Below are 23,081 nucleotides of genomic sequence, written 5' to 3'. Positions count from 1 at the left end.
GTGGTTTTTTACTTGGCCATGTAATCGGCCAGATACTGGTCGAAGTCGGTGTTGTCTGCCAACTCGATTTCCTTCTGCTCCTGCAGGGATTCGCTGCTGAGTTTTTCCAGATACGCCTGCTGTTCAGTGCTGATCGGCAGCTGGCTGATGGTTGCCCGGTGCTCGCGGCTTTTTGCCAGAGCAAAGGCTTCATAGCCCTGATCGCTGGCTTTCATGCCTTCCAGCACCTGCGCTGATGGGGTCAGTGCCGGGTTATCCAGTTTTTCCTGTTGCTGGCTGACAGCAGTGCTGAAACGTGATGAGCCATAGACTTCATCCAGCAAGGCTGCAGTTTTGTGGATATCCGTAATGATTTCCTGTCCCCACTCTGCAACGGTCATCTGCGTGCCGTTGTTGTTCAGGGTCAGGCCCGGTTCACGGCCGCGGTTAACCACCAGATCATTGTTATCACCGATGCGTTTGCATTCCTGCTCCGGAATTTCCGCCGGGTTGGATAACAGGCAGGTCACCAGGAAGGCATCGAGGAAGTCAGACTGGCTCTGGTCGATGCCCAGTGGCAGTAACGGGTTGATATCTGTATTACGTACTTCGATGTATTCAACACCGCGTTCCTGCAGGGCGTGGATCGGCTTTTCACCGCTCTGGGCAACCCGCTTGGGACGAATGTCGCTGTAATATTCGTTTTCAATCTGCAGTACGTTGCTGTTCAGCTGTTTGTACTGGCCATCAACCTTGATGCCCATTTCAGCGTAAGGTGCATAGGGGGTTTGAATGGCCTTCTGCAATGAACTGGTATAGGTGTCCAGATGGTTGAAGCAGATATTCAGATCCGCCTGGGCCTTGTTGGAGTAGCCCAGATCACTCATGCGCAATGACGTTGCATACGGACGGTAGAGAGTATTTTCGTCCCAGCTTTCCAGATCGTGTTCACGGCCGGCCATGAAGCTGGCGGACAGCGCCGGAGAGGCACCGAACAGGTATAACAGCAGCCACGAGTACCTGCGGAAGTTACGGATCAGGGCAAAATAGCTGTCGGACCGGAAGGTCTGCAGGCTGTCTTTATTGTCCTGTAACTTTTGCAGGTTTTCCCACAGGCCGTCCGGCAGGGAGAAGTTGTAATGGATGCCGGCAATGGCCTGCATCATTTTACCGTAGCGGTGTTCCAGACCCACCCGGTAGGTGTATTTCATCTGGCCCACGTTGGAGCTGCCGTAACGGGCAATCGGGATCATGGCGTCGCCGTCGATGCGGCACGGCATGCTGGATGCCCAGAGTTCTTCACTGTTGAGCTTCTGGAAGCTGAAGTGGTGCAGGTCCTGCAGGAACTGTAAGGCGTCACCGGACTCGCTGAATACCGGCGTGATGAATTCCATCAGGGCTTCAGAGTAGTCGGTCGTTATGTGGCCGTGGGTCAGGGTAGAGCCTAGAGTAGCCGGGTGACCTGTCTGGCTGATAATGCCTTCAGCGTCGACCCGTAAGCCTTCCTTCTCGATGCCGTGAAGCATGCCTTTCAGGCTTGATGCCAGGCCGCTTTCGGCCAGACGTTGCAGATTTTTTTCCAGTGCCGCAGACAAAATACAGCTTCCTTCGCAGGTAAAAAAGAACGGCCATTATAGCCTACTGATAAAGCAACATAATACTGTTTGAGGACAAGTTTGTTGCCTTCAGAATTGACTCTGTACGACGAATTATGCCGGTTCTGCTAAAAATCCGACATTCTGTGCGGGCTTACCCTGCTTTCATCGTCAGTGAGATCCGTTTACGTGGCTGATCCACCTCCAGTACCCGTACGCTGACGATATCGCCGGTTTTCACAATGCTGTGGGGGTCTTTAACAAAGCGGTCCGCCAGTTGGGATATGTGCACCAGCCCGTCCTGATGCACGCCGATATCCACGAAGGCACCGAAGTTAGTGACGTTGGTGACACAGCCTTCAAGCTGCATACCCGGGTGCAGGTCTGCCAGGGTTTCCACCCCTTCCTGAAAACTGGCGGTGCGGAATTCCGGGCGGGGGTCACGGCCGGGTTTTTCCAGTTCACGGATAATGTCCCGCAGGGTATACAGGCCAAACTGTGCGTCGCAGTAGTCCTCTAAACGTAGCTGTTGCAGCCGTTGTTGCTGGCCGATCAACTCGCTGACTTTGCAGCCCTGTGCTGTGGCGATGCGCTCGACCACCGGATAGGCTTCGGGATGCACGGCGGAACCGTCCAGCGGGTTTTTACCATGACTGATTTTCAGGAAGCCGGCGCACTGTTCGAAGGCTTTTGGCCCCAGACGGGGGACTTTCAAAAGTTGCTTCCGGCTGGTGAAAATACCGTGCTGATCCCGGTAGGCGACTATGTTCTGGGCAGTGGTCATGTTCAGCCCGGCTACCTGACTGAGTAACTGGGCAGAGGCGGTGTTCAGGTCTGCGCCCACATGGTTGACGCAGTCTTCGACGGTGTCTTCCAGTGACTGGTTGAGGGCGTTCTGATCCACATCGTGCTGATACTGGCCGACGCCGATGGCTTTCGGTTCGATCTTTACCAGTTCGGCCAGCGGGTCCTGCAGGCGGCGGGCAATGGATACGGCACCACGGATGGATACATCCAGCGCGGGCAGCTCTTCACTGGCCAGTTCTGAGGCGGAATACACCGAAGCGCCGGCTTCGCTGACTATCACTGGCACGGCCTGAATATCCGGATATTCGTTCAGTAAGTCTTTGACCAGCTGTTCGGTTTCCCTTGAGGCGGTGCCGTTGCCGATGGCAATCAGATTGACTGCGTATTTTTGACAGAGTTTGGCGAGTGTGCCCTGTGCCGCCTGCCACTGTTTCTGTGGGGCATGGGGGTAAACCGTGGTGTAATCCAGCACTTTACCGGTGTGATCCAGCACCGCAACTTTGACACCGGTGCGCAGGCCCGGGTCCAGCCCGAGGGTGGTTTTTAAGCCGGCGGGCGCAGCCAGCAGCAGATCTTTCAGGTTACGGCTGAAGACACTGATGGCTTCGGCATCCGCGTCCTGTTTCAGCTGTTTGACTAACTGATTTTCCAGCGAGGGCAGCAGTTTTTTCTGCCAGGCCTGCTGAACGCAGGCGGCCAGCCAGCGCCCGGCCGGGCTGTTATCACAGCGCCAGCGGGTAAACTGGCTGATCAGCTCAGCGGGCCGGTGAACATCTGCTTCTGTGGGGCGCAGTTTATAACGGACAATGCCTGCCTGCTGGGCCCGCAGGATGGCCAGTGCCCGGTGGGAAGGCAGTTTACTGATGGTCTGGCTGAAGTCGAAGTAATCGGCAAATTTAGCCCCTTCCTGCTGTTTGTCTTTGATGACTTTGCTGCTCAGTTCGCCCCGGTTCCAGAGCCACTGGCGCAGCTGGCTTTGCAGATCGGCGTGTTCGGCGATCTGTTCGGTGAGGATTTGCCTTGCTCCTTCCAGTGCCTCTTCTTTGGTGTTGATGCCTTTATCCGGGTTCAGGTAACGGGTGGCCAGTTTTTCCGGGGTGCCCTGCAGCCGGCTAAGGGTGTCTGCCAGTGGTTGCAGGCCTGCCGCCCGGGCCATTTCTGCTTTGTTCTGGCGTTTGGGTTTATAGGGCAGGTAGAGATCTTCTAACCGGCTTTTGGTGTCGGCGGCCTGCAGGGCAGCCTGCAGTTCAGGGGTGAGTTTGTCCTGCTGGCGGATACTTTGCAGGATGGTATCCCGGCGGGCATTGAGTTCCCGGCGCTGTTCGAGCCGTTTGGCCAACTGACGCAACTGGGCGTCATCCAGCCCCTGAGTCGCTTCTTTACGGTAACGGGCAATGAACGGAACCGTGGCGCCTTCATCCAGCAGGCGGATAACGGCTTCAGCCTGTTGAGCGCGGATATTCAGATCGGTGGCAAGGTCTTGGGCAAGTGAAGTCATCGGAAACCTGGGTAACTCAGAACGGAGAAGGGCTTATCATACCTGTCAGCCCGGCAGAGCAGTAGTCACCGGATGGCGGAAAACCCTGTTAGACTTTAGTCGGATTAGGGGCTAAAAAGGTTGTTATGACGGCACGGCTGTAGTCGACTTAGGTCTAACGGGATACTGGCGCTTTTTCGATGGTATGTTTTCACACGGCAAGGTGTGATGGCCGAAAATGCTAGCCGGTTATCCCGGTAAGGCTGCTTTTGGAACCGGCGAACACGTCCGAAACACTTCCTTAGCCTGCAAAAAATAATAAGAATGACGATGATTTCTAAGGCTGAACAGTGGCAACTCAGGAACGATTAACATCCAGGCCTTTCCTGGCGTTATGTTTAATAGCAGTGCTTATTCTGGTGGTGTATCAGACCGCCACTATCAGCCGTGAGCGGGCGCTGGCGGATTTGCAATACCGCACCGCGGCGGATCTGGGCCGTTATTCGCTGAGTCTGCAGCAGGAACTGGACCGCTACAAAGATATTCCCAAACTGATCAGTACCCACTCTGAATTACTCAATCCCCTGTTGCATCCCGGCAGTGATGCGGAAGCCCGGGCCAGCCTTTATCTGGAAAAGGTCAATGAAACCATCGGTGCCTCGGATGCCTATCTGATGAATACCGAAGGTCTGACGGTTGCCGCCAGTAACTGGGACAAAGAAAAAACCTTCGTGGGGCGTAACTTTGCTTTCCGGCCCTATTTTAAAGACGGTCTCAGCGGTAAGGCCGGCCGGTACTTCGCGCTGGGTACCACCTCCAAGAAACGGGGCTATTTCTTTTCTTATCCGGTGCATTTCCGGGGGAAAACGCTGGGGGTGATTGTCGTTAAGATCGATATCAATGATATTGAGAATGACTGGAATGATCCGCTGACGGATATTCTGGTCACCGATGAAGACGGGGTGATTTTCCTCAGCACCCGGCCGGAGTGGAAATTCCGTACCCTGACACCGTTGTCACAGGCGGACTTACAGCGGATTCTCAGCAGCCTGCGGTATGGCGAGGAGGCGCTGGAGGCCCTGAATGTGATCCGCCGTAAAGACCATGGCGACGGTACTGAGGTCGTGACTCTGGTGGACGGTGACTGGGCGTCCAGTGAATCGCTGGACGGGGTGAAGACCCGTCAGTATCTGCAGCAGACCCGGCAGGTTGAAGATGCCGGTTTTAATGTCTCTATTCTGGCCAATATCAAAGCGGTGGAACGGCAGGTCTTTACCAACGTCTTGCTGGCCAGCTTCAGTTATGGGGCGCTGGTGTTCCTGTTACTGTTCCTGTTTACCCGCCGGCGGGTGGCGGATCAGCGGGAAGAATTCAAACGTCAGGAACAGCAGGCGCTTGAGAGCAGCGAGGCCCGGGTCAGGGCGATCATTGACAATACCCATGCCGGTCTGATCACCCTGGACCATCTGGGGCGCATTGAATCTTTTAACCCGACAGCGGAAAAGCTGTTTGGTTATCCGGCGGAAGCCGTGCAGGGGAAGTATTTCAGCCATTTACTGGCGCAGCAGGACCGGGCGGTGTGCTGGCAGCACATTACCACCAGTACCGATGATGATACTGAGCTGATGATTGAAGCGCTGGGCTGCCGGGCGGATGAATCGCAGATTCCGGTGGAGCTGGTGATTGGTCGGATGACCCGTGAAGGGGACCGCTATTTTATCGTCACCGTGCATGATATGACCGAGCGTAAGCAGTATGAGCAGAAACTGCGTAAAGCCCGGGATATGCTGGAGCACAGAGTAGATGAGCGTACAGAAGATCTGTCCCGTGCCAATGCCCGGCTGCTGACCGAAATGGAACAGCATAAAAACACCCAGAACGAACTGATACAGGCTGCCAAACTGGCAGTGCTGGGGCAGATGTCCGCGGGGATCAATCATGAGCTGAACCAGCCGCTGACGGCGATTCGCAGCTATGCGGATAACGCCCGTTCCTTTCTGGAAATGGATAAGCCGGAACCGGCAAAAGATAACCTCAGCGAGATAGGTTTACTGACCGAACGGATGGCCAAGATTATTGGCCCGCTGAAGGAGTTTTCCCGTAAAACCACCGGACAGTTGTCGCCGATCAGCCTGCAGGCTGCCAAAGATGGGGCGATGGCGATCATGTATGGGCAACTGGCCAAGGCAAAGGTGGACATTGTCTGGCCCCAGGATGCTGCGGATGTTTACATGCTGGGGGATATGCTCCGGTTGGAGCAGGTGCTGGTCAACCTGATCAGTAACGCAACGCAGGCAATGGAAGGGCAGGCGGCGCCCCGGATTGAAATCTCCGCGGGCCGGCAGGGCAGCATGATGAGCATTGCGGTACGGGACTTTGGCCCCGGGGTACCTGAATCTGATCTGGAAAAAGTCTTCGAACCTTTTTATACCACCAAGCTGGATAAACAGGGGCTGGGGCTGGGGCTGTCGATTTCCCACCGGATCATTCTGAGCATGGGTGGCCAACTGACGGTGACCAACCATCCGGAAGGCGGTGCGGTGTTTACCGTACTGCTGCCGGTTGTGCCTTCCTCCGTTCAGGCGTGATACTATCCGGGCAGGTTTTGCCACCGGTATCAGCATGGATATCGGGGCTCAGGCGCGGACGGAAATAGCAGATGCCAAATTCAATCATGCTCGTTGATGACGAGAAACATATCCGGGTGGCGGTGGGGCAGACCCTTCAGCTGGCCGGTTATGACGTAACTGCCTGCGAAGCCGCCGAAGAGGCATTAACCCATCTGGACAGCGAATGGCCGGGCATTGTGGTCACCGATATCAGCATGCCGGGCATGGGCGGGCTTGGCCTGCTCGAGCGGGCTCGCCGGCTGGATGCGGATCTGCCGGTGATTCTGATTACCGGACACGGTGATATTTCGATGGCCGTTCAGGCGATGCGTGACGGCGCTTACGACTTTATTGAAAAACCTTTCTCTTCCGAGTTGCTGGTGGATGTGATCCGCCGGGCACAGGAGAAGCGCAATCTCACCCTGGAAAACCGTAAGCTGCGCAAAGCGCTGCAGGCGCAGGGCGGCATCGGTCCGCGGATTATAGGTGAGTCGCCGAGCATTCAGCAGTTAAGAAACATGATCCAGCATGTGGCGGATACCCCGGCGGATATATTGTTACACGCCGAAACCGGCTCCGGTAAGGACTTGGTGGCCCGGTATATCCATGAGCACAGTAACCGCCGGGATAAAAACTTCGTCGCTATTAACTGCGGTGCGGTACCGGAAAATCTCATTGAGAGTGAGTTGTTCGGTCATGAAAAGGGCGCCTTTACGGATGCCAAACAGCGCCGGATCGGAAAGTTTGAACATGCCAACGGTGGCACGCTGTTTCTTGATGAAATTGAGAGTATGCCGCTGGCCCTGCAGGTAAAACTGCTGCGGGTGCTGGAAGAGCGCAGCATTGAACGGCTGGGGTCAAACCAGCAGATTCCGCTGGATCTGCGGGTGATTGCCGCCACCAAGGTGGATCTGAAACAGCTCAGCGAGGAAGGGGAGTACCGGCAGGATCTGTACTACCGTCTGAATGTATTGCAGCTGCCAATTCCGCCGTTACGGGAACGCAGCGAAGATATCCCCATGCTGTTTCAGCATTTCGCGCTGATCGCCTCAGCTCAGTATCACCGTGAGGTGCCGCAGCTGAGCAGTGATCAACTGGCCTTGCTGATGGCCCATAACTGGCCGGGAAATGTCCGGGAGCTGCGCAATGTTGCCGAGGGATATGTATTACTGGGTGACGCCTACACTTTTGATTTTGACGAGCCGGACGGTGTTGCCAAGGCCGGGCTGACATTGCCGGAACAGGTGGAACAGTTTGAACGGCTGATCCTGCAGAAAGCGCTGGGCCGCTGTCAGGGTTCAATCAAGGATACCCAGACCGAGCTGGGGCTGCCCCGTAAAACCCTGTATGACAAAATGAAGAAGTACGGGCTGGATAAAAGCGAATTTAAGCACTGAACGTATGTAAAAAAGGCTGCCGGTGGCAGCCTTTTTTATGCCTGAAGATCAGGTATTACACTTTAAATTGCTGGGCCCGCTGTTCCAGTTCTTCCGCCAGATTGGTGATCTGTTGCGACACTTCGCTGAGCTGTTCTACCCGGTTGATGGCACTTTCAGTGCCCCGGTTAATGGTGGCAATGCTTTCTTCAACCCGCACGGTCGCATCACTGTGCTGATGCACGGCATCGCTGATGGCGCTGTTGGTGTTGGCAATGGCCTCCATCTCAGTGGTGATATTGGTCAGCGAGGTAACCGTGCTCTGAACCTGTTCAACGCTTTGCTCGGTGCTGTTGCTGGCTTCCTGCATCACATTCACCGCATGCTGCGCGTTATTTTTGAACGAGTCGATCATGGTGTTGATTTCGATGGTCGCTGTCTGGGTACGCTGTGACAGGGAGCGTACTTCATCGGCAACGACCGCAAAGCCCCGGCCCTGTTCCCCTGCACGGGCGGCTTCAATCGCCGCATTCAGTGCCAGTAAGTTGGTCTGCTCGGCGATGCCCTGAATTACACTCAGGGTTGTGTCTACTTCGTGGCTTTCCTGTTCCAGTTTCTGTATCACTTCCGCCGCCTGCAGAATCTTACCCTGCAGCTGTTCAATGATTTGTTGGGTCTGGGCTGATACCTGCGCTCCTTTGTTACTTTCAGTCAGTGCCTGACCGGAGGCGGATACGGTGGCATCGGCGCTGCTGGAGACACTCTGAGTGGCGTCACTCATGGTGGCCATGGCGTCAGATACTTCACTGGCCAGCTGCATCTGGTTCTGGGATGAGCTGCTGGCCTGCACTGTGATGTCTGAAATACGCTGGCTACTGTTGCTGAGTAAATCAATCGAGGTAACAACGTGCTGAATGTTGCCCCGGAAGGTTTGCAGCATGCTGTTGAATGAGGCGGCTGTCTGGCCGATTTCATCATTGTTTTGGATAGCCAGCTGTTGAGTCAGGTCAGAGTTCTGCTCGATATCGTGGATGGTTTTACTCATCTGGCGCAGTGGCTTCACCACGATACGGTGCAGTAATGTGCCGATGACAAACAGGGCAATAATGAACATGCCCAGCTCCAGCAGTGCTACCCGGGTGACATTGCTCATGATGGACGCGTCGAGGCTCTCAAAAGAGTAAGTGACCCGGACGGCACCAAGAATGGTGCCTTCTTCTACCTGGTGGCAGGTCAGGCAGTTAGTGCCTTTGTAAGAGGAGCTGGCAATGATCGGTTTAACCACAGTGAGCCGGTGGCCCTGCTCATCATTCATTTCTTCACTGATTTCTTCACCGGCCATGGCACGGCGGTCCAGTTCGTCAATGACCACTGCATCGGGCAGGCCCGGGCCGAACACTTTGCTGACCGGTTCAGCGCGAATGATGCGGGCTTCGGTTAATTCCGGGTTGCTGAGGATTTTATCCTGCAGAGCCTTACGGTTAGCCATTGCGCCGCTGAGCATCATGATATTGATGCTGTCGAAATAGTTATCAGCGGTGGTCTGGGTATTGTGTTCGGCAACCGTCAGCGCCAGTGATGATTCACTCTGATAAATCGTTGTAATTGAGGTGAGCAATACCAGAAGAAAAACAGCCGCGAGGCTGAGGTTTACTTTGCTTTGGATCGTCATTTTTTTCAGGCCTGAGAAGAAGATAACTGTTCAGTTAGCGTTCATATAACCATCCATTTTTAAGGGTTTCTATACAGGGAGTAACTAAATTGGGTAGTCGCTGATAAGAGACAAAAAATCATTTGATCCAGCGCAAGTTATTGGCGGATTCAGAAAAATTATTTGTGATTATCCTCTGCGTTTTTTACCTGAGAATGGGTGAGTTTCCCCTGTTTGAAACGTTATAAATGGGTGGGAAGCCACCCAAAAGTTAATCGGGTATGGTTTGGGTGAGTTTTTCTAATGATGTTTTAACATATTGAATATTATATGTTTTATTTTAAATTTCAGATGTTTTTTACAAGCTGGCACGACCTCTGCAAAAGATATACGCATCTCAATCCTGAGAAACATGATCTTTGGGCCGGTGAGCTCAATGACAACGCGAATAATTACAACAGGAGAGCGTTATGCGTTTATTGACTGCAGCTGTTACTTCAATGGCTTTAATGTTTGGTGCGACTGCCGCAACGGCGGCGCCAATTGAAATCAAGTTTTCCCACGTGGTGGCAGAAAATACCCCTAAAGGTCAGATGGCGAATAAGTTTGCTGAGCTGGTTGCTGAGCGTCTGCCGGGTAAGGTGGAAGTAAAGGTATTCCCAAGCTCGCAGTTATTCGGCGATAACAAAGTACTGGAAGCGATGTTGCTGGGCGATGTGCAGATGGCTGCGCCGTCACTGTCCAAGTTCCAGAAATACACTAAGCAACTGCAGTTGTTTGACCTGCCTTTCCTGTTTAAAGATATGGCGGCTGTTGAGCGCTTCCAGCAGAGCGAAGCCGGTCAGAAGATTCTTTCTTCCGTTGAGTCCAAAGGTCTGGTAGGTCTGGGTTACCTGCATAACGGTCTGAAGCAGCTGTCTGCAAGCGATCCGCTGCGTGTCCCTGCCGATGCCTCCGGTAAGAAGTTCCGCATCATGACGTCTGACGTATTGCAGGCACAGTTCGAAGCGGTTGAAGCGGTGCCTCTGAAGAAGCCTTTCTCTGAAGTATTTACCCTGCTGCAAACTAAAGCGATTGATGGTCAGGAAAATACCTGGTCTAACATCTATTCCAAGAAATTCTTCGAAGTTCAGCCGTATATCACCGAGTCTAACCACGGTGTTCTGGACTACATGGTTGTGAGCTCTGCTGAGTTCTGGAACGGTCTGGATGATGATATCCGCGTTGAGGTGAAAAAAGCGCTGGATGAAGCCATTGCGTTCGGTAACCAGGTCGCGGCTGAAAAAGCACAGAGCGACAAGCAGGCGATCATTGATTCCAAGCGTTCTGAAGTACTGGAAATCTCCGATGCTGAACGTGCTCAGTGGGTAAGCGCAATGAAGCCGGTATGGAACCAGTTTTCTGATGAGATCGGTGCTGACCTGATTGAGGCGGCTGCCCAGTCTAACAACTAAAGATCAGATCCGCTGAGTTGTATCGCTCCGGCCGGTGTATAGGGCCGGTCGGGGCACCTTTCATACAGCGGATATTTTGCAGATGGGCCCGCTGGCTTAATACCGGCCAGGCCCGACGGATATCTGCAAAGTATTTGCTTTCCCGGCATGTGAATTTTCACAGTAAGTGATGACTTACTGGCTTTGCAGTGCCGGGAATATCATAAGAATAACGGGAATCACCCGTGCAGGGGGCCATATGGTTCGTAAAGTTGTTACGGAGCTGGAAGAAACATTTCTGTCTCTGTTGTTGGTCAGCATGACCCTGTTGGTATTTGCCGAAGTAGTAATGCGCTTCGGATTTAATGCCGGTATTCACTGGGCGCAGGAAGTTACCCTGCTGATTGCTGCCTGGTTCGTTCTGTATGGAGCGTCTTACGGCATTAAGGCCGGCGTGCACATCGGTGTGGATGTGTTTGTGAAATTGCTGCCGAAAAAGATTTACCGGGCGCTGACGATTATCGCGCTGGGGCTGTGCCTGACCTATGCCGGACTGCTGCTGTACGGTTCCTGGATCTATCTCAGCAAGATGAAAATGATCGGCATTGAGCTGGAAGACTTACCGATTCCGAAGTGGACGGTGATGAGCATTCTGGTGATCGGTTTCGTCATGCTGATTATTCGTCTGCTACAGCTGGGCCTGAAGATCATCAAAGGCGAAGTAAATGGCTTCCACTTCACTGATGAAGCGGAAGAAAGTATGGAGATTGCCAAAGAGTTACAGGCTGAACAAAGTCAGCGTGCGTCAGAAGGACAGGGCCCGCAACAGGATCAGCATAAGGGAGACCGGTCATGACCACTGCTATTCTTTTTATATTGCTGTTCGGCTGTATTTTTATCGGGATGCCGATTGCCATTGCGCTGGGTCTGTCCAGTGTGGCAACCATCCTGATGTTCTCGAACGACTCGCTGGCGTCCGTTGCACTGAAGTTTTTTGAGGCAACATCCGAGCATTATACGCTGCTGGCAATACCGTTTTTCATTTTGTCTTCTGCGTTTCTGTCTACCGGTGGTGTGGCGAAGCGTCTGATCAGTTTTGCTATCGACAGCGTTGGCCATATCCGTGGTGGTCTGGCGATGGCGTCGGTGATGGCGTGTATGTTGTTTGCAGCGGTTTCCGGTTCATCTCCGGCGACGGTTGCAGCAATCGGTACCATTGTTATTGCCGGTATGGTGCGTTCCGGCTATCCGGAGTCCTTTGCGGCAGGTGTTATTGCCAACGCCGGTACGCTGGGAATTCTGATTCCGCCTTCTATCGTCATGCTGGTGTATGCGGCTGCCACTGAGGTGTCTGCTTCACGGATGTTTATGGCCGGCTTTATCCCGGGTCTGATGATGGGCGGTATTCTGATGCTGGCGATTTACATTGCCGCACGGATCATGAAACTGCCGGCAGAAAAATTTCCGGGTTTTGGCGCACTGGCCAAGTCGTTTTTCGTCGCCCTGGGTGGCCTGATGCTGATCTTTATCGTGCTGGGGTCTATTTACGGAGGGGTTGCCAGCCCGACAGAAGCGGCGGCCGTGGCTGCAGTGTATGCGTATCTGGTATCGGTGATGGGCTACCGGGACATCGGCCCGATGAAGGGTATTGCCTGGCGCAATGAAGGGGAAGCGCTGGTACGGGCGATTGGCCGTAACTGTTTACAGATGTTGTGGGCTATGCCTCAGTCGGTCCGTCATCCGGAAGTACGTAAGGTGATTATGGATGCCGCTAAGGTATCCCTGATGCTGCTGTTCATCATTGCTAACGCGATGCTGTTCGCCCATGTACTGACCACTGAACGGATTCCCCATGCCATTGCTGAAACCATCATCACCTGGGGCCTGCCAGCCTGGGGTTTCCTGATTGTGGTGAACATTCTGTTACTGATTGCCGGTAACTTTATGGAGCCTTCGGCGATTATCCTGATCATGGCGCCGATTCTGTTCCCGATTGCCACGCAGCTGGGTATCGACCCGATTCACCTGGGCATCATCATGGTGGTGAATATGGAAATCGGTATGCTGACACCGCCGGTGGGACTCAATCTGTTCGTCACCGCCGGGATAACCGGCAAGAATATGGTCTGGGTTATCAAGGCATGTCTGCCTTGGTTATGTTTACTTTTATTCTTCTTAGTTCTGATCACTTATATTCCGCAAATATCTTTATTCTTGCCGGAATATATCGACGAACTGCGGGGATACTAAGCCAAACATACTTTTGTTTAAGGCCGCATAATGCGGCCTTTTTTGTGTGAAAAATAATCACCTATAAATGGGTACTATAAATTTTTTTCCCATCTTAGGTACATTTTTTAACTATCCTCAATCTTGCTACACATGAAAAGTGTTTCTCAAAAACAATAATCAGGGATGAGAAGGCAGGGAGCTTCAACGGGGGATTTTTATGGATACTTCACTGGTTTCTGACCAGGGGCGGCCGTTACTTTATGTGGATACGACCGGCGCCAGGTCAACGCAGTTGAGTGAAATTATTGCTGAACACGGGTGGCGGGTTGACCGCGTAGATACTTTCCAACAGGCCCATCAACAGACACGGCCAAAAGATTACCGGGTAGGTATTGTACATCTGGAGCAGGTAGAGACGGCAGACTTACTGGCTGCCGATGATCTGTTTGCCCGAAACAAAAACACAGAATGGCTGTTGCTGACCCGACATTGTTGTCTGGATGAGAGTGACCTGTGCCAACTGATTCATCACGCCTGTTACGATTATTATACGTTGCCACTGGATGATGGCGGGGTGTCCAGCCTGGTCACGACACTGGGCCATGCTTATGGCATGGCCAGTTTGTCCAAGCAGCTCACTGAAGGACACTATGACGACTACCACATGGTGGGGAGCAGTCAGTCAATGCTGAAATTATTTAGCGGTATCCGCAAAGTAGCAGCTGTTGATGCGCCGGTGCTTATTCGTGGTGAGAGCGGTACAGGTAAAGAGTTAATTGCCCGGGCGGTACACGAACGTTCCAGCCGGGCCGGTAAGCCCTTTATCACGGTTAACTGCGGTGCGTTGCCTGAGCATCTGATTCAGTCGGAGCTGTTTGGGCATGAGAAAGGTGCGTTTACCGGTGCGATACAGCGACAGATTGGTCGTATTGAAGCCGCCGACGGTGGCACGCTGTTTCTGGATGAAATCGGTGATCTGGCGATGCCGCTGCAGGTGAATTTATTACGTTTTCTTCAGGAGCAGGTTATCCAGCGGGTTGGCTCAACCAAGGATATTAAGGTAGACGTCCGGGTGCTTGCGGCAACCCATGTGGATCTGGATGAGGCTGTTCTGGCAAAGAAGTTTCGGGAGGATTTACTGTACCGGTTGAATGTTCTTCAGTTGCGGCCACCGGCATTACGGGACCGTGAGGGGGATATTGAGTTGCTTGGCCGGTTTTTCTTTCAGCATTTCAGGGCTGAAGGACACGGTAAGATCAAAGGCTTTTCCAAACAGGCACTGCAGGCAATGACGGCCTATAACTGGCCGGGTAATGTCCGGGAGATGATCAATCGGGTCAGACGGGCTGTGGTGATGTGCGAAGGACGGCTGGTGTGCCCGATGGATCTGGGGTTGGTGGACGGTTTTGTCACCCGGGATGTGATGTCGCTGGCGGATGCCAGAAATGTTGCGGAACGCCAGGCGATAGAGAGTGCTTTGCAGCACTGTCGTTTTAACATGAGTAAGGCTGCCAAGACGTTAGGCGTCTCCAGAGTCACGCTGTACCGGTTACTGGCCAAGTATGACATTGGTTTTGATGACAGCAGTATGGTGAGCTGATTCCAGTTTACCGATGTTTTTAATTATGAAGCCCGCATTATGCGGGTTTTTTCTTTTTTATCAGTTGGTTAGCGTTTTCTATGTCATGCTTGTGTTGCAGATATGTAACATTTATGAAGCATTGAATCCGGCCTGTTCGGTATATGTCACACTTGGGTAACAGGATCGAATTTTCATATAAGCTTTTGTTTATTAATGGTTTTATTGTTTATGCACAGATTGAGTGTTAGATAATTGAAACACTTACCGACCCGGTTCAGGTCCTTTTCTGAGTCAGATTCCTTTCTTTTTATTTTATTCCTTTCAAATTCAGTCAGTTATGAAAACTGGCCCCGTTTTCGCAATACCTGTACCGAGATAACTCGATAGGCAGGTAAGAAAAATGAGCAGTTTCCATATCAACACTAAAGCGCTTACCAGGACCGTAGCTACATTTTCGCTGCTGTTTGCCGGTTGGCATAGCAGTGTTGTCGCTCAGCCTGCAGCAATGGACGCCGAAGCAGTTTTATCCGATCTGGCAGGGTTGAATCTGACTGCAGTCTATCAGTTATCCGATGAGCATCTCGCAGGTATGCGGGGACAGGGAAGTGAAGCACTGGTTGTTGCGGCACAGAGGCATGAAGTCATCCTTTGGGATGAAGATTCATCCGACAAAGGAAGGGGAAACCGCTCGGTGCATCAGGGCAACCAGGTCATAACAATTAAAGTAAATCTGGGGGGTCGCTAATCATGACACCCTTAAAGATTCAGGCAAGTCTGCTTGTTGGGTTGTTGGGTTGTACGGCGATGCAGGTGATCGCTGATCCGGTACCTCAAATGCAGCAATATTCCACCCAGGCCGTTATTCAGGACATGGCTTTAGAAGGCAGTGCCGGCGTTATTGGCGTCAATATCGCTGCCGGAGACTCTAATGCCCAGCTGAACGCCAGAGCATTGGCATTCAGTGTTGGGCAGGGGGTTGCCAGCGCTACAGTTCATGCAGCGCAACATGTTCAGGTGCCGGGTGACGCACCGGACTCTGCAGTGAGTCTGATCCAGGGGAACGCATTTTCAAATGCCTCTGGAATGATCTCCGTCAACCATGCCAGTGGCGTAGCAAACGCACAGGTTAATGATATCGCAATCGGGTTCGCCATTGGCGGGGTTGCGGTGACCGAAAGTGAGCTCAGTCTCACGGTCACCGGTCAACCCGGCGTCCAGCCGAACCAGAATCAGATACAGCAACACCGTGAAGCCGCAATCAGTGGCTCAGCATTTGAAGGCGCAAGTGGTGTGGTGCAGATCAATCAGTTAGCGGGTTCCGGAAACGCAACCAGTAACAGTTTTGGCCTGACCGTTTCGGTCGGAGCCGAGCAATGATCGGGCAGATGTCCGAACTCAGGGGAAAATAAGGAGAAAGACCATGAAACAGGTATTCAAAATTGCACCACTGGCATTAGCCGTCGCTGCACTGAGTTTTACCGGAACAGCCGCTGCTGAAGGAAATGGTGGACACCGGGGGGACCATGGGGATGGTGCCACGCTGAAGAAATACGTGAAAGTTAAGAAAGATGTTGAGTACAGCGGTGAAGTTGAGATCAGGGGGACTATCCGGGTCGATTCACTGGGTATGGCCGTGATCGATATGGAGCAGGACAGTGATCACAACTCTGTTATGAACGACCGGGTTGATAATAATGCCCTGTTCGGTGGCAATGTACTGAACAATGCCAAGGGTAATATCGGGGTGAACTCCGCTGCCGGTGGTACCAACGTGCAGAGTAACGCGGCTGCACTGGCTGCCGCAGATGCTGCTTTTGTACTGGGATCAGCGGATGCCGAAGTATTTGTGGATCAGAACGCTGATGATAACGAAACAATGAACCACGGTACTATCAATACTGCGGCCGTTGGCGGTAATGCCCTGCGTAATGCCCGGGGTAACATCGGTCTGAACAGTGCAGCAGGTAACAGTAACGTACAGGGCAATTCATTTGCCGGTGCGGTGGCTTCCGGTTCTATGGGGGAAGCAACGGTTTCAGTGAAGCAGGAGGCCGAACATAACGTGACCGCGAATATTCCGGAAGAAACTCATGAAGTGCTGACCACCAACTTCAGTGTTGGCGGCTCACTGACCGGTACCTATGAAGGTGACGGTTCCGGTGGATACCGGGGTACCAACGGACCTGCAAGATATAGCGGTACAAACTTTGGTACCCGCTATGTGGGTTCTAATGGCCCTGCGACGTATAACGGTTCTTCTCAGCAGAGCAACGATGTATATCCTGAAATCTGGCTCGGCGATGATCACCCACAGGGTGATACTATGATCGGCCACCTGGATTTTGATAATTTGGGTCAGCAGGTTGGTAAGTTTGAGTTCAATGAGTCAGGTACTATCAGCGGTTCCCGTGAAAGCGGCCGTATAGGCGCCAGCCGTGAACGGGGTACAGTCGGACCTAGCCGTGAAAGTGGCCGTCTGGGCTTTAGCGAAGTGGGTACTCAGGAACTGAGCGGTACCCTGACCGGTTCTGCACAATATATTGTCAGCCGTTATGTACGTCACCAGAACAATGCTGTTCTGACGGGTAACGCGCTGAACGGTGCCCGGGGTAACATCGGGGTGAACAGTGCTGCCGGTACCGCTAACCTGCAGAACAACAGCCTGGCAATCAGCCGTGTGAATGCCGTACCTGCGGCAGGTGGTGGCGAAACCGGTGGTGGTGAGTAATTCACTGCTTCAGAGCCTTACAGCGTATGCATTCAGATAAGGATTCCGGTAATAGCATAACGTGTTGATTGGTAAGTCTTCGGGTGGTTATCAGGATGGTAACCACCCGGATCTGCAAGGTTTCCGGAAGTGGATAAGGCAGGAATTATCCCCGGGGTCCGGAAACCTTCCCAGGAGATGGATATGCCCAGTTTTGCAGAACGACCATCCTCTAAATTCCACACTTGGCTGCCCGGCTGTTTGCTGGCTGCGGTGCTGAGTGTTGCATGGTTAACAACCTTCCAGGTTCAGGCGGCAAGCATACAGTTCAGTGCTGTAGTGCCTCAGCACACAACCATTAATAAACGTGTGTTAAGTATGCGTGAGAAACGCTTCCATCACCTTATCCGTCAGCAGACGGATTTCAGTTGTGGTGCGGCATCACTGGCAACCGTTATGCGCTTTGCTTACGGACTGAAGGTTACCGAGCAGGATATGCTGGATGGTTTGTTTGCAGTCAGTGATATTGAACTGGTTCGGGAACAGGGCTTTTCCTTATTAAATATAAAGCATTACGTGGAACAGATTGGTATGCGGGGACGGGGTTATCAGGTTGGTGCTGATAAGCTCAAAGATATTCAGATACCCACGATCGTGCTGCTCGACCTTAAAGGCTATAAGCATTTTGTTGTGCTGAAAAAAACCACTGATGATCTGGTTTACATCGCAGACCCGGCCCTCGGGAATAAAATTATGCCTAAAGACGAGTTCGTTTCCAGTTGGAACGGTGTGGTATTTGCTGTTATCGGTAAAGGATTTGACCGTAACAGTGTGTTGCTGAATCCACCGCCACCGCTTACCGCCAGAAGTCTGGTGAATGTATTTGCGCCACTGAGTGATGCACAGCTGTTAGAGCATGGGTTTACCCATGCGGAGCTGTTTTAACCGCCCGTTTCGGGAGGAGATACCATCATGAAAGGTATGAGATGGTTGAAAAAAGTAATACCTGGAGCTCTCGCCACTAGTGTGTGGTTACTGGCTCCAACTGCTGTAGCCGGACCTTTTGGTCTGGAAGGGGATGATGTACCGGATGCTGTACTAGCAGACATGCGGGGACGTTTTGTTGATGGCCGTGACGTCAGTTTCTTTGGCGTCGTGATGGCGACCGACTGGCACCGTGCCGGACAGGATTTCAGCATGGAGTTGCATATGGATATCAGCTTTTCCGGGCGGGGATTCCGTCCGAATATAACCATTTACCGTACCCGTGATCTGGGGGTAGCCAGTACCGGTGCAGGTAATCAGGTTCTCAGTGGCGTATCGGATAACGGAGCGTTAGATGATATTGCGGGGGTTGTGCAGAACATTCAGGTCGCAGGGGACAATAACGGGGTTCACAATAATGTGGAATGGACGGTGACAGATGCGTCCGGAACACCTCAGTTACGCGGGCCTGATCTGGTACAGGTCGGTGCAGGCCGGGAGAGCTTTGCCAATGATGAAGGGGTGACCACTCAGGTTCAGGCGAATGGCGCAGGAATCGGTTATCAGGTAGACGTGCCGGATGTCGGCACCGTCGCTCAGCGTATATCCCGCCGGCAGATCCTGTCTGCGGGGAACATCCTTCAAAGTACTCAGCTAAACAGCAACTTAAACCAGATATTTAACCGTATAGGTTTAAATGTTCAGCTGGCACCTTCCGGAAACTTATCCGGAGCCTCCAGAAATTTCCACAGAGCACTGAATAATCTGAGGGGGTTATAAAGCATGCCTGACAGGTATTGCTGTGCTTCAGGCACGGCAATATTTGCCAGACAGGGAAACAATAAAAACAGGCGAACACAGCTGACCGGTTAAGCCGGTGGGGAATGCAGCAGTGGATGGGGTTTCATGCTGCTGAAAATCGAGTGTGTGCAGGCAGTGTCTCGCTTTCAGTCAGAACCATTGGTCTCTGACATGACTGAAGAAAGAGGGAAACACCATGGAAAAGTTAGTCTATTTTCGTCTTCGTCGTTGTACCGTTGCAGTCTGCATCGCGTTGGGGATGTCCGTTTCAACCTGTGTAATTGCTGAAAATGGTGAAGCAATGACTGCCAGTGAGGCAGATCAACTGCGCTATGAAATTAAACAGTTGCAACTTATTAACAAGAGCCAGGCTGAGATGCTGCGGAAGATGGAAGGACGCCTGCTGCAGCTGGAAAGTGATCCGCAAGTGGCACCCGCCCGGCAACAGGGGCAGCAGGCAGGACAACAGACTGCTGCGACTGAAAAAGAAGAAGTGAAGAAGTCAGCGAGTCCCAGTTCCAGCGTAGAAAACGTTTTGCAGGAAGAGCATGCACTCTTCAGTGATAAGTTCACACTTGAGGCAGGGTTCAATTACAGCCATTACGACCGTAAAGATCTGGTACTTGAAGGCTTCCTGGCACTGGATGCTATCTTCCTTGGCGATATTGCCGTGGATGATGTGAAGGCTGATATATTCACCTTTGATGTTACCGGGCGGTATAACGTAACCGATCGCTGGCAGGTAGGGATGACGATTCCGTGGGTGTACCGGAATACTAACTTCCAGCGAAATGTCAGCGGCGGTGTTGAATCAGAGGTCAGTGAAAGCGGGCTGGGTGATATAACCCTGTTATCGGCGTATCAGTTATATAAAGAGACCGATGACCGGCCGGATATCGTCTGGAATCTGAGTTTAAAAATTCCCACCGGTACCGATCCGTACGGCACACCTACCATTACTAAAACCGCCGCGAATGGCGATGATCTGACCTTCCCTAAAGAATTACCCACCGGGAGTGGTTTATACAGCCTGACAACCGGTTTCTCATTTGTAAAAACCACCGATCCGGCAATCTTATTTGCCAATATTGGTTATACCCATCACTTTGAAGAAAGTTTTGGAGATATCAGTGCCGCTGTCGGTAATCAGCCGGGTAAGGTAAAGCTGGGGGACTCAATACACTACGGTGTCGGTATGGCATTTGCGCTGAATGAACGTACCAGCATGAGTATGTCCCTGTCGCAGCGGATCAGTCAGGAAAGTGAAACCCAGCTGGATGGTGCTTCCAAACAGGAAGTAATTGGCAGTGACGGTAATGCTGCAACCTTCTCGGTAGGGGTTACTTATGCGCTGAGTGATAAATTATCTATGTCCACGTCTCTGGGTATAGGTTTAACGCCGGATGCGCCCGATTTTGCTCTGTCAATGAGGTTCCCATTCCGCTTCTGATGCAGAGCGCCTGGGTGGCCTCCCTCGTCATCCAGGTTTTTTTAAGCAAGGATTTAACGGTTGTCTGTTAACGGTTTGATCCAGATCTTTCGTCTCTTCAGGGGGATGCTCTATAATTGCCGCTTTGCAGTTTTGAACAGGGATAGCCTGTGTTGGGATTCATCGCGGTTAGCTGGGGTTTTTTAGGGCTGACATTCATTCTCGGAAACGCCATTGTCCGGTTAGGGGCAATTGGCCTGGAAAGTTTTGCCTATCCGCTGGACTGGTATCACTGGCTGGGGCTGGCAACATGCGTTGCATTTATGGGCGTATTTGAGGGCTACCGGGGATTCCAGCAGGCATATTCGCCGCGGGTCGCTGCCCGGTTACTCTTCCTTAAAGATAACGTCACCCCGGTGCGCCTGATTCTGGCACCGCTGTTCTGTATGGGTTTTTTTGATATTCGCCGTCGCAGGATGATTGTTACTTACTGCCTGCTGGCGGGGATTCTGGTGATGGTACAGCTGGTGCACCTGCTGGATCAGCCCTGGCGGGGCATTGTGGATATCGGTGTGGTGTTCGGTCTGGCCTGGGGGCTGGTGAGTATCATGGCCTTTGTCTGGCAGGCTTTCTTTGGCGAAGGGTTCCGGCATTCTCCGGAAATGCCCTGAAACACAGTGATTAAAAAGGCGACCGGATGGTCGCCTTTTTTGTTTCAGCTTTTTAATTCAGCCTAAGAACAGTTTATAGGCCGGATTGTCGGTTTCTTCCCAGTAGTTATAACCAATGTCATCCAGGAACTCAGAGACTTTATCGTGCTCGTCAGCAGGCACCTGCAGACCCACTAATACCCGGCCGTAAGCCGCGCCGTGGTTACGGTAGTGGAACATAGAAATGTTCCAGCGGCCGCCAAGCTTGCTGAGGAAGTTCATCAGGGCACCGGGGCGCTCCGGAAATTCAAAGCGGTACAGGATTTCATTATCCACTGACTCAGGCGCCCGCCCACCCACCATGTAGCGGACATGGAGTTTGGCCATTTCGTTATCAGACAGGTCGATCACTTTGTAATCGCTGCCTTTCAGATCGCTGAGCAGTTCGCTGCGGGCGTCCGGCCCGGGGGTCAGCTGTACGCCGACGAAGATCTGCGCGTCTTCATCGTTGGCATAGCGGTAGTTGAATTCGGTGATATTGCGTTTGCCCAGATCACTGCAGAACTGCTTGAAGCTGCCCGGGCGTTCCGGGATTTTCACCGCAATAATCGCTTCGCGGTTTTCACCCAGTTCGGAACGTTCAGCGATGTGGCGCAGGCGGTCAAAGTTTACGTTGGCACCGGATGAAATGGCGATCATGGTGCTGTCGGTACACTGTTCCCGTTCGACAAACTTTTTCATACCTGCCACGGCCAGTGCGCCGGACGGTTCGCAGATCGAGCGGGTATCGTCATAGATGTCTTTCACGGCGGCACAGATTTCATCAATGCTGACGGTAATGACTTCATCGACATATTTCTGTGCCACTTCGAAGGTGTACTGGCCAACCTGAGCAACGGCGACGCCGTCGGCGAAGATACCCACCTGATCCAGGGTGACCCGTTCGCCGGCAGCCAGCGCCGCATGCATGCTGGCAGATTCGCTGGATTCGACACCGATCACTTTGGTATCCGGGCGCAGGTATTTCACATAGGCGGATACACCGGCCAGCAGACCGCCGCCGCCAACCGGCACAAAAATCGCGTTAATCGGGCCGGATTCCTGACGCAGTAATTCCATGGCTACCGTGCCCTGGCCGGCGATAACATCCGGATCATCAAAGGGATGCACGTAGGTCAGGCCGCGCTCTTCCACCAGGGCCTTGGCATGGATGTTCGCCGCGTCAAATGCGTCGCCGTGGAGGATCACGTTTCCGCCATAGCGGCGCACGTTGTTAACCTTCACTTCCGGGGTGGTTTTCGGCATTACTATGGTGGCGTCCACTCCCAGCTTCTGGGCCGCCATGGCCAGCCCCTGAGCATGGTTACCGGCAGAGGCGGCAATGACCCCGCGCTGGCGTTCTGCTTCGCTGAGCTGAATCATCTTGTTATAGGCACCGCGAATCTTGAAAGAGAACACCGGCTGTTCATCTTCACGTTTCAGTAAAACACGGTTATTCAGGCGTTCGGACAAGCCGCGGGCTTCATCCAGAGGTGTCTCAACAGCCACATCATAGACGCGGGCTTCGAGGATTTTCTTTATATAACGGTCGGGCATGATTCAGTTCTTTTTTGCGGGTGCCTGAATTTTGCAGGCAAAATCCGGTACTTTCTTCGGTTTAAGGGGGCAAATGCTACAAGTTACCGGCCATGGCGTCTAGGGAAGCCTGCAGTTTAGCGTCTTTTCAGTATAGTTTTATCCGGCAGGGCCTGACTGTTACATCGGTCGTC

The 23,081-nt window shown here is 52.7% G+C and carries 17 protein-coding genes; 13 read left to right on the top strand and 4 right to left on the bottom strand.

The features are described 5' to 3' along the window. Positions 1-8 precede the first annotated feature (8 nt). On the bottom strand, positions 9-1,574 hold the full coding sequence (gene gshA / locus PCI15_RS22440; RefSeq protein WP_271272091.1) for a glutamate--cysteine ligase: 1,566 nt from the start codon (positions 1,572-1,574) through the stop codon (positions 9-11). A 154-nt stretch (positions 1,575-1,728) separates the two neighbouring features. Continuing rightward, positions 1,729-3,879, bottom strand: a complete 2,151-nt coding sequence (locus PCI15_RS22435; protein ID WP_271272090.1) for a Tex family protein — start codon at positions 3,877-3,879, stop codon at positions 1,729-1,731. 329 nt (positions 3,880-4,208) lie between these two features. On the opposite strand from PCI15_RS22435, the gene PCI15_RS22430 reads away from it, so the two are divergent. Both PCI15_RS22430 and PCI15_RS22425 read left to right on the top strand, forming a co-directional pair. Beyond that, positions 4,209-6,446: a PAS domain-containing sensor histidine kinase gene (locus tag PCI15_RS22430; protein ID WP_271272089.1), complete on the top strand. Its 2,238-nt coding sequence runs from the start codon at positions 4,209-4,211 to the stop codon at positions 6,444-6,446. Positions 6,447-6,517: 71 nt separating this feature from the next. Further along, entirely contained in the window at positions 6,518-7,864 is a 1,347-nt protein-coding gene (locus PCI15_RS22425) for a sigma-54-dependent transcriptional regulator (RefSeq protein ID WP_271272088.1), read from the top strand. A gap of 55 nt (positions 7,865-7,919) precedes the next feature. Here PCI15_RS22425 and PCI15_RS22420 read toward each other — a convergent pair whose 3' ends face one another. Further along, on the bottom strand, positions 7,920-9,515 hold the full coding sequence (locus tag PCI15_RS22420; protein WP_271272087.1) for a methyl-accepting chemotaxis protein: 1,596 nt from the start codon (positions 9,513-9,515) through the stop codon (positions 7,920-7,922). 449 nt (positions 9,516-9,964) lie between these two features. On the opposite strand from PCI15_RS22420, the gene PCI15_RS22415 reads away from it, so the two are divergent. The 11 genes from PCI15_RS22415 to PCI15_RS22365 all read left to right on the top strand — a co-directional run bounded on the left by PCI15_RS22415 (position 9,965) and on the right by PCI15_RS22365 (position 21,333). Then, complete coding sequence (locus PCI15_RS22415) at positions 9,965-10,948, top strand: TRAP transporter substrate-binding protein (RefSeq protein ID WP_271272086.1); 984 nt, start codon at positions 9,965-9,967, stop codon at positions 10,946-10,948. 238 nt (positions 10,949-11,186) lie between these two features. Further along, positions 11,187-11,783, top strand: a complete 597-nt coding sequence (locus tag PCI15_RS22410; protein ID WP_271272085.1) for a TRAP transporter small permease — start codon at positions 11,187-11,189, stop codon at positions 11,781-11,783. Continuing rightward, the gene (locus tag PCI15_RS22405; RefSeq protein ID WP_271272084.1) at positions 11,780-13,177 is read left to right on the top strand and encodes a TRAP transporter large permease; all 1,398 of its coding nucleotides are present in this window, start codon (positions 11,780-11,782) and stop codon (positions 13,175-13,177) included. Before PCI15_RS22410 ends, PCI15_RS22405 begins: the two co-directional genes overlap by 4 nt. A gap of 199 nt (positions 13,178-13,376) precedes the next feature. After that, entirely contained in the window at positions 13,377-14,759 is a 1,383-nt protein-coding gene (locus PCI15_RS22400) for a sigma-54 dependent transcriptional regulator (protein WP_271272083.1), read from the top strand. 382 nt (positions 14,760-15,141) lie between these two features. Then, positions 15,142-15,486, top strand: coding sequence for a hypothetical protein (locus tag PCI15_RS22395; protein WP_271272082.1), 345 nt, complete (start codon positions 15,142-15,144; stop codon positions 15,484-15,486). A gap of 2 nt (positions 15,487-15,488) precedes the next feature. Continuing rightward, positions 15,489-16,118 (top strand): FapB/FapC family functional amyloid domain-containing protein, encoded by a 630-nt coding sequence (locus PCI15_RS22390; RefSeq protein ID WP_271272081.1) that lies wholly within the window; start codon positions 15,489-15,491, stop codon positions 16,116-16,118. A 43-nt stretch (positions 16,119-16,161) separates the two neighbouring features. After that, positions 16,162-17,469 (top strand): FapB/FapC family functional amyloid domain-containing protein, encoded by a 1,308-nt coding sequence (locus PCI15_RS22385; protein ID WP_271272080.1) that lies wholly within the window; start codon positions 16,162-16,164, stop codon positions 17,467-17,469. 183 nt (positions 17,470-17,652) lie between these two features. Next, positions 17,653-18,393 carry a C39 family peptidase gene (locus PCI15_RS22380; RefSeq protein WP_271272079.1) on the top strand — a complete coding sequence of 247 codons (741 nt, stop codon included), beginning with the start codon at positions 17,653-17,655 and terminating at the stop codon, positions 18,391-18,393. Between the two features lie 81 nt (positions 18,394-18,474). Beyond that, positions 18,475-19,212 carry a hypothetical protein gene (locus PCI15_RS22375; RefSeq protein ID WP_271272078.1) on the top strand — a complete coding sequence of 246 codons (738 nt, stop codon included), beginning with the start codon at positions 18,475-18,477 and terminating at the stop codon, positions 19,210-19,212. Between the two features lie 217 nt (positions 19,213-19,429). Next, complete coding sequence (locus tag PCI15_RS22370; RefSeq protein WP_271272077.1) at positions 19,430-20,683, top strand: transporter; 1,254 nt, start codon at positions 19,430-19,432, stop codon at positions 20,681-20,683. 149 nt (positions 20,684-20,832) lie between these two features. After that, complete coding sequence (locus tag PCI15_RS22365; RefSeq protein ID WP_271272076.1) at positions 20,833-21,333, top strand: hypothetical protein; 501 nt, start codon at positions 20,833-20,835, stop codon at positions 21,331-21,333. A gap of 57 nt (positions 21,334-21,390) precedes the next feature. Here PCI15_RS22365 and ilvA read toward each other — a convergent pair whose 3' ends face one another. Beyond that, positions 21,391-22,908 carry a threonine ammonia-lyase, biosynthetic gene (gene ilvA / locus PCI15_RS22360; RefSeq protein WP_271272075.1) on the bottom strand — a complete coding sequence of 506 codons (1,518 nt, stop codon included), beginning with the start codon at positions 22,906-22,908 and terminating at the stop codon, positions 21,391-21,393. Positions 22,909-23,081 lie beyond the last annotated feature (173 nt).

Origin of the sequence: Aliamphritea hakodatensis (assembly GCF_024347195.1) — a bacterium.
Taxonomy (GTDB): domain Bacteria; phylum Pseudomonadota; class Gammaproteobacteria; order Pseudomonadales; family Balneatricaceae; genus Amphritea; species Amphritea hakodatensis.
This window is presented reverse-complemented; position numbering and strand designations above follow the sequence as displayed.